This is a genomic window from Chryseobacterium sp. VD8 (assembly GCF_037149975.1).
Lineage (GTDB): Bacteria > Bacteroidota > Bacteroidia > Flavobacteriales > Weeksellaceae > Chryseobacterium > Chryseobacterium indicum.
This window is the reverse complement of record NZ_JBBCQL010000209.1, coordinates 1-8,233: the sequence shown is the minus strand read 5'-3', so window position 1 is coordinate 8,233 and position 8,233 is coordinate 1. Positions and strand designations below refer to the sequence as shown.

Sequence of the window (8,233 nt, the reverse complement as noted above, 5' to 3'; positions counted from 1 at the left end):
GTGTTTCCCGTTGCAATATTGATATTTCCGTAATGACCAATCACCTGCTGAAGCGTTGTGAAATTTCCGTTGTGCATAAACTGTCCGTTTTCTATTCCGCTGCTGTTGGTAATGTTTCTTAAACTTGGAGCTTTGGTATTTGTAATGTCGATTCCGGTTCCGCTGATCTTACCGATAATTCCGTTGTTTTTGGAATTCGGATCAATATCAAATTCAGGAGCTGCATGGCAGGCTGCACAACCTAATCCGCCACCGGTACGGTTTCCTGTCGCATCAAAAACAGGAGGAGCCAGAAATAGATTTTTCCCCTGATTTTCCTGTGCTGTAAAATTTGCAAACGGCTGCTGATCATTTGCACTTGCGGCTCTTCCTGCATCATATTTAGAATCAAAAGACTGAATACTTCTGATAAACTGCGCCAGTGCATTCTGAATTCTTGTTTGTGTAACCGTAGCGTCTCCATAAACAAAAGTGAACATTTCCTGATAGTATTTAATGTTCTGAAGTTTAGCAATCAAATCCTGAAGTGTGCCGTCGCCATTTGTTCCGCTAAAGCCCATTTCATTATGATCCTGAATCGGGAATGTGGTCTGTGCTTCCAGATTAGCAGCTCTTTCGTCCCAGAAAAACTTCATTTCATTTCCGAATCTTGCATTTACCAGTCTCATGGCATGCCTTCCTGTAGTTCCGTTTACTCCGGTACTTGCAACAGCATTATCTCCAAAAGCAAGTTCCTGTTTGTGACAGCTTGCACATGAAATGGTATTGTTTTTCGAAAGATTTTTGTCGTAAAATAACATTCTTCCCAATGTTGCTCCTTTATCTGTAATAGGATTTCCGGCGGTATTATCTCTTGTAATATAAGCCGGTTTGGGCTGATTTGCATAATTTTCGAGGCTGCTCAAATTGATATTGGAACCAAAAGCAGCCAAAATTCCGGGATAGCTGTCTTGTGTAACAGGAGTGGCTTCATAAACATCGCCGCCTGAACAGGAGTATACAGCTAATGCTGCGAAGAAAGCGGGAATAAGCAGTAATTTAACTTTTTTCATAAGAGGTTTTTAGAATAGTTCGTTTAAAAGTTTTTACAGGATAATTCCGGATTAAGAAATATCTGTGAGTCTTTGTGAAGATTTATTTTTATTTTAATGCTTTACAATTACTTTCTTTGAGATTGTATTTTTACCGTTGGAAATTTTAACCATATAAGTTCCGTTGTATAAAGTCTGCGTATCGAAATAAGCAATTGTACTTCCTTTGATCATCTGGGTTTTCATGAGTAACTTCCCAGACATATCATACATCTCTATATCTAAATCATATTTCAGTAAATGATCCACCTGAACAAGCAGTAAATCGCTAACCGGATTGGGATATAAAACTGTACTGATATTTTTAAATTCAGCTTCAGATACCGCAAGATTTGAAGTATAAGTTGTTGTTGTTTCCGTTATTGAAGTTACTTTTCGGTTTGCATAAACCCCATAATAAGTTGGTCCTATCAAATAAGGATAAGCTGAATTGTGATTGGCATCCACCGTTGCAAAATAGCAATACGTTCCGTTGGGATATTCTGGTGTTTTACAGAATCTTCCGTTGTGTTCATCGAGATAATCGTCCTGTCCTGTATGAGCAATCCACTCATAATCCTGAATGCATGATCCTAAAGGATATGTTGAGTTTACGGGAGGTCCCGCTGTAACAGAAACTCCGTTAATCGTATTTCTTGTTGTAATATTTCTCAGCTGATAACCGGATTTCATTCGGGTAATTCCTCCTGTTCCGTCTGCATTTTTGTAGGCATAAGCTCCGTAGATCGGATATCCGTCGTAGGCGAAACCTATAAGCGGAGAATGCTGTGAAGTGTTAATGGTATACAATCCGTTTGCATCGTAAGGATTACATACCGTAGAAATCACATTCAGATCATATTTAAAAGCTGAAGGATTCTGATGATGATGATAATTTGTACCGGCAGGATGACCTTTGGAACAATCGAAGCCAAGCTTTTCATAAACAATTGCATCGCGCTGCCAGACCCCATCTCCGGTTCCTCCGATTGGACCTCCTGCCCAAGCATTTGTGGAAGATTTCCATGAAACCCCGTCTTTAGGATCGAAACCTACGACCCCATTGATAAAAACAGCAATATTTCCAAGTGCTGTCGCCGTTGGAGTTCCTGTATTCTGAACCGGAGTCAGTGGAAATTTAAATATGGCATTCTGATTTCCTGCCTGATTGGGATTTCCATCCTGAAAAGGACCTGTAGGATAAGCCGGAATTCCTTTCGTGGAAATGTAAACATTGCTTGCTGAATATTGTACCGCCTGACAATTTACCAGAATGCTGTTCCCCTGCGGAGTAGAGTTTCCGTTCGGGTAGTAAGTTCCCGTTGCCGTTGTATTCTGCAGCCACGAAGTTACTGCGGGACCCTGAGCATCAGCCAAAGCTCCCAATAAAGATAAAAATAAGTATGTAATTTTTTTTCTCATGCCGATATTTTGAGGTTTTCTCTCATTAATTTCTTAGACGACATTTATTTTACTTTCCTTCGGATGGCAGTAAAATTTCTTTCGGAAACTGAAAATCCTGATTCTTTACAAATTCTCTATCGTTAAGTGTAAGCAGAAATGCGATGAGATCAACTTTTTCATTATCTGAAAGGATGATTTTGTTTCTGAGCTCTTTTGAAACTTTTGAATTCTGCTGTATTCCGTTGGTGTAATGGTTAATTACCTGACTCAATCTTGTGAATCTTCCATCATGCATATAAGGATAGGAATAGCTCAGATTTCTTAGTGAAGGAATTTTAAACATCTGATTGTCTTTGGGCTGTTTTGTGATCCCAAATCGTCCCTGATCTTTCAGGTATGAATCCATCGGCAATCCGTTAGTGGCAAATTTGTAGGATGAAAAAAGTGGCTCCTGATGACAGGAATTGCAGTTCCGTTTAAAAATCTCATAGCCCTTCTGTTCCTGCTCTGTGAAACTATCTTTCCCTTTTTTTACCTGATCGTATTTAGAGCCTGAAGAAATTAAGGTAAGCTGAAACTGAGCAAGAGCCTTCAGCAAATGCTGTCCTGTAATGGTACTGTCTGAAAAAGCTTTATAAAAGAGGGTTCTGTACAATTTTTTAGCCTGAAGTTTTTTAACGACATTTTCTATCGATTCTCCCATTTCTTTTTTGTCACTTATCGGGGCTAAAGCCTGAACTTCAATGTGATTAACTGCACCATCCCACATAAAATCTTTCTGCCACGCCAGATTAAAAAGTGCCGGAGCATTTCTTTTTCCGATAGAATCTCCGATTCCGTGACTTAAGGCGTGATCGTTATGTGCGAAAGCGTTATATGAAGTATGACAGGAAGCACAGGAAATTGTTCCGTCTTTTGATAAAATGGGATCATAAAATAAGACTCTTCCCAACTCCACTTTTTCTTTGGTTAACGGTTCTTTTTTAAAATCGTAAACAGGTTTGGGGAAATATTCGGGGATGTAAAGAGGATAAAGATCTTTAAAGGTAAAAGCCAATAAGGGAACCAGAAATAAAAAAACAGGAATGTATTTCAGCATTCCTTTTATGACCGGATGAGATTCACCTTTATCTTTCATGATCATGCTTTTATCTGAAAAATTATTTAGATTCTGTGTAAAATATTTTCTGAAATACACGGGCAAGAGCCGTTGCTTTTTCTCCGGGTGACATTACAGAATGTGTTTTTTTAAGATCAATTTCCGATAAAAACCGTGAAACATCTACAAAAATTACATTTTGGTTTCTTTTCAAGGGCAAAATAACTGTCTGCAATGTTTCAAAAGGTTTTAAATATCCTCCAATATGAAACTGAAAATCTTTATGAACAGCGCCGGATTTTTCTGAATTTCCTTCTACTTTAAAATTGATGTATCCGCTTTGCCAAGACCAGTACATTCCGTTCACGGGATCAAGATCGCCTCCCATTGCTCCGGAAACATTGGTAAGACTGTCTATTCCGATACTGAATTGTATTTCGTCAAAATCATCTGTGATATTTTTATCAAAATCTATTTTCAATCTGTTTTCAGAATCAATTAAATAAGATTTTTCCGGTATTTTGTAAACTGTTTTTCCTGATTTTTTAAGATTGATATCCGAAACGTAAAATTTTAATTTAGATATGGAAACAACATCATCTTTTAATGTATATTTTTTTTCTATTTCCAGCTTTTCAGAAGCCCAAACCGGACTGAACTGTATTCCGGTAAAGGTGTTCTGCGAAAAGAGAAAATTCACCGAAGCCAGGAAAATAAAAACGAAATATTTTTTTTTCATCGCTCGTGTGGAGGTTTCGGTCCCGGAGCAAAAAGAGATTCAAATTCATCAATAAGATGATCAAAATCCTGCAACTGGTCGGGACGGCAGATTTTTCTGATGTCCTGAAAATGTTTAAAATTAATTTTCTCGGTTTCCATGCTTATCTTCCCGATCTGCTGCACCAAAGAATCTCCGTTTATCTGATCTTTATTTTTTAATAATGAATAATACTGTGTTTTCGCATCCATCATTTCGTGTTCTTTTTCCCGGATCTGCATTCTGTGCTGCTGAATAAGCCCGTCATATTGCTGTATCTGTTTTTCATCCAAATGCAGCCGTTCTATAATAAGATCTCGCGGACCTGAATGATGCGGAGGTTTTCGCGTGAGCATGAAGACAACCAATAAAAGATTGGAAATCAGCAGACCGATGATGATAAAAATGTAAAATCTGTTTTTAGTCATACGAAAAAGTATTTTGTGATTTCATCATAAATAAGGTATCAAAATCTGATTTTGAATTATCTTTAGTGTTTTGAATAACTTTTACGTTCAAACTGATCAGAATAACAATCACGGCAGCCGCTGCAAAAATCCATTTTGGAGAAACGATATCTTTCTTCTGATTCTCAATTTTACTGAGAATCTTTCCGTACAATTCCGAAGGAGCCTCCACACTCTGAATTTTTTCTAATATCTGCAACTGATCTTCCATTACATACTTAGACGATTTATTTTTCATATTCCTTCTGTTGATTTAGTTTTTGGATAAGATTTTTTTTGGCGCGCTGAAAAAGAGACTCCACTGCTTTCTGACTGAGGTTCATAATTTCAGCGGTTTCCTGCTGAGAATTGCCTTCAATTTTCATTAAAATAACCACCGTTTTCTGATCATTGGGAAGATTATTTATGAAACTGAAAATTTTCATCACTTCTTCTTTCTGCTCAAGAACCACACCAGGATGATTAAAATCTACCGGTTCGCTCTGTCGGTTTTCAGCATCCGAATCTCTGAAAAGACCGAAAAAGAATCTTTTCTTGGAATTTTTATGTTTAAGAAAATCTAAAGAGGTGTTAATCGCAATGCGGTAAATCCATGTTTTTAAGGATGACTCGTTTTTAAAGCCATCCATTTTCTGTGATATTTTTACAAAAACGTCCTGAGTTATTTCTTCCGCATCTTCGGTATTCTGGGTATACTGCAATGCGAGATTATACACCATCTTCTGATGCTGACGGAAGATAAACTCGAAATTCATATTCCGGTTTTCATTACGGTCACTTTTTGTATTAGACGAAAAAAAATATTTTTTCCTTCGGCTTTTTCAGTTTCCGTAAAAATAAAAGAAATTCAGATGTAAAAATGATTCCGAAAAAAAATGATCAGAAATTTATCGCTGTAGTTTTTCGCCGTAGCTTAAATCTCCTGCATCTCCCAATCCCGGAGTGATGTATCCTTTTGATGTTAAATTTTCATCAATAGCTCCAACCCAGATTTTGGCATCGGGATACGCTTTTTCTATGGTTTCAACTCCCTGTCTAGAAGCAATTGCTGCAACAATATGCAGTTCTGTAGGCTTTCCGTTTGTTAATAAATCTTTGATGGCTTCGATAAGAGAAGCTCCGGTTGCCAACATCGGATCGGCAACAATTAAAGGTCTGCCTTCGATATTCGGACACGTTAAATAGTCCTGCTTAATAGAAAAATAATCGTTGGCGTCGTGTTTTCTGTAGGCGGCTACAAATCCGCAGTCCGCTTTATCAAGATAATTTAAAATTCCTTCAAACAAAGGAACTCCGGCTCTCAAAATGGTCGTAATAACAGGCTGAACAGCAATTTCCTTTACTTTAATCGTATCCAGAGGTGTCTGAATTTCAATTTCTTTCTGCTCCAGTGTTTTGCTGATCTCGAAAGCAGCAATTTCGCCGATTCTTTCCATATTTCTGCGGAATCTCATACGGTCGTGCTGGATTTCAACATTTCGAAGCTCATTGATCCATGAATTAACTAAAGAAAATTGTTCTGATAAAACGATTGTGTTCATTATTTTGAAAAGCTTTTATCTAAAATATATAAATTTAATGAAGAATAAAATCCCTCTCAGAAAAATCTGAAAGGGATTATAATTTATTTTTGTCTGAAATACACTTCGATAGGAACTCCGGTAAACCCGAATTCTTTTCTCAATTGGTTTTCAGTAAATCTTTTATATGGTTCTTTTACGTACTGCGGTAAGTTACAGAAGAATACAAATTGTGGCGACGGTGTCGGAAGCTGTACGCAATATTTAATTTTAATATATTTTCCTTTGTTTGCAGGAGGAGGTGTCTGTTCAAAAATAGGAAGCATTACTTCATTAAGTTTAGAAGTTTTGATCTTTTTCTTACGGTCTTCATACACCTGCATTGCCATATCTACCGCTTTCAGGATTCTCTGCTTCGTTAATGCAGAAACGAATAAAATAGGAATATCCTGAAACTGCCCAATCTTGTCTTTGATCTGTTTTTCGAAATCACGCATGGTATTCGTCTCCTTACCTTCAATCAAATCCCATTTGTTCACCAAAATCACGATTCCTTTTCTGTTTTTCTGAGCCAGACCAAAAATGTTCATATCCTGAGATTCCCATCCCTGAGTAGCATCCACCATGATAATCACGACATCAGAATATTCAATGGAACGGATAGAACGCATTACGGAATAGAATTCCAAGTCTTCGCTTACTTTGGATTTTCTTCTCATTCCGGCTGTATCTACCAATACAAACTCGTGTCCGAATTTATTATAAAGCGTCTGAATACTGTCTCTTGTTGTTCCGGCAACATCTGTTACGATATTTCTTTCGGTATCCAGCAAAGCGTTCGTCATCGTAGATTTCCCTACGTTCGGACGACCTGCAATGGTAATTTTCGGTAAACCTTCAAAAGGATCTTTGTATTCGGTTGTCGGAAAATCTTTTACCACATCGTCCAGTAAATCTCCTGTTCCTGAACCTGTTGCAGAAGACAAAGTGTAATATTTTTCAATTCCCAACTGATAAAATTCTGTAGCAGCAAGTTCTTCTTTGGAAGAATCTACTTTATTGATTACGATATAAACCGGCTTGTTTGATCTTCTTAACATCTCGTGGATCTCGAAATCCGTATCTGTAAGACCTTCTTCTACATTCAGCATGAAAATGATAGAAGTTGCCTCATCGATCGCCAACTGAACCTGCTTTGAAATTTCTCCCTGAAAGACATCATCATTGTTTACATCATATCCTCCGGTATCGATTACCGTGAAATCTACTCCGTTCCAGTCGGATTTTCCGTAGTGACGGTCTCTGGTAACACCGGCTGTAGAGTCTACGATAGCCTCTCTTCTTTCCAGTAAACGATTAAAAAGCGTGGATTTTCCTACGTTGGGACGCCCAACGATTGCGACAATATTCGACATAAAAATGTTTAATAATTAAGATTATTAATGGGTTTCTCCAACTTTTGGAGCCCAATTTTTTGCAAAGATACGCTTTTTATTTAATTTAATATTCCGTTAATAACAGTACTGTAGACTGCTCAAGAAATCTGAATGTGAAATGTGTATTACTTCAGTTCAGTTAAAATACCGTTTATTTTGAATAAAAAAGTTAAAAAATAAATCTTTGTAAATCAATTAATAATCGATAACTAAGCACTTTTTCTTTCAATATCATTTTTATTTTTAAAATAATTTATATAATTTCGCGTCATAGAAATACAGACCCATGGTGTAGCGGTAACACTACTGATTTTGGTTCAGTCATCTGGGGTTCGAATCCCTGTGGGTCTACAAAAAAGAAGCCGTCTCACAACTGAGGCGGTTTCTTTGATTAAAACATTTGTAAGATTGACTGTTGTTTTGTATATTTATTTGGTAATCAATAACATATATGGGATTTAGGCATTACAATCAAAATCA

General features: G+C 37.2%; 9 protein-coding genes and 1 tRNA gene. 1 reads left to right on the top strand and 9 read right to left on the bottom strand.

Annotated elements, in window-relative coordinates; all coding sequences use genetic code 11:
• From WFK35_RS18040 to der, 9 genes are all read right to left on the bottom strand, one after another.
• Positions 1-1,052, bottom strand: a 1,052-nt coding sequence (locus WFK35_RS18040; protein ID WP_336733744.1) for a cytochrome-c peroxidase, incomplete at its 3' end; no start/stop codon positions are given.
• A gap of 93 nt (positions 1,053-1,145) precedes the next feature.
• The gene (locus WFK35_RS18035) at positions 1,146-2,492 is read right to left on the bottom strand and encodes a YHYH protein (protein WP_336733743.1); all 1,347 of its coding nucleotides are present in this window, start codon (positions 2,490-2,492) and stop codon (positions 1,146-1,148) included.
• A 49-nt stretch (positions 2,493-2,541) separates the two neighbouring features.
• Positions 2,542-3,612, bottom strand: a complete 1,071-nt coding sequence (locus tag WFK35_RS18030) for a cytochrome-c peroxidase (protein WP_336733742.1) — start codon at positions 3,610-3,612, stop codon at positions 2,542-2,544.
• Positions 3,613-3,634: 22 nt separating this feature from the next.
• Positions 3,635-4,312 (bottom strand): MbnP family protein, encoded by a 678-nt coding sequence (locus WFK35_RS18025; protein WP_336733740.1) that lies wholly within the window; start codon positions 4,310-4,312, stop codon positions 3,635-3,637.
• Entirely contained in the window at positions 4,309-4,758 is a 450-nt protein-coding gene (locus WFK35_RS18020; RefSeq protein WP_336733739.1) for a Spy/CpxP family protein refolding chaperone, read from the bottom strand. Before WFK35_RS18020 ends, WFK35_RS18025 begins: the two co-directional genes overlap by 4 nt.
• The gene (locus WFK35_RS18015) at positions 4,751-5,035 is read right to left on the bottom strand and encodes a hypothetical protein (protein ID WP_288461285.1); all 285 of its coding nucleotides are present in this window, start codon (positions 5,033-5,035) and stop codon (positions 4,751-4,753) included. Before WFK35_RS18015 ends, WFK35_RS18020 begins: the two co-directional genes overlap by 8 nt.
• Entirely contained in the window at positions 5,025-5,552 is a 528-nt protein-coding gene (locus tag WFK35_RS18010; protein WP_336733738.1) for an RNA polymerase sigma factor, read from the bottom strand. Before WFK35_RS18010 ends, WFK35_RS18015 begins: the two co-directional genes overlap by 11 nt.
• A gap of 132 nt (positions 5,553-5,684) precedes the next feature.
• The gene (upp, locus tag WFK35_RS18005) at positions 5,685-6,338 is read right to left on the bottom strand and encodes a uracil phosphoribosyltransferase (RefSeq protein WP_271162126.1); all 654 of its coding nucleotides are present in this window, start codon (positions 6,336-6,338) and stop codon (positions 5,685-5,687) included.
• An 83-nt stretch (positions 6,339-6,421) separates the two neighbouring features.
• A complete protein-coding gene (gene der, locus WFK35_RS18000; protein WP_214590757.1) occupies positions 6,422-7,732 on the bottom strand; it encodes a ribosome biogenesis GTPase Der in 1,311 nt (436 codons plus the stop codon).
• A 301-nt stretch (positions 7,733-8,033) separates the two neighbouring features.
• Between der and WFK35_RS17995 the strand changes: the two genes are divergently transcribed.
• Positions 8,034-8,104, top strand: a tRNA-Gln gene (locus WFK35_RS17995).
• The last annotated feature ends 129 nt before the right edge of the window (positions 8,105-8,233 follow it).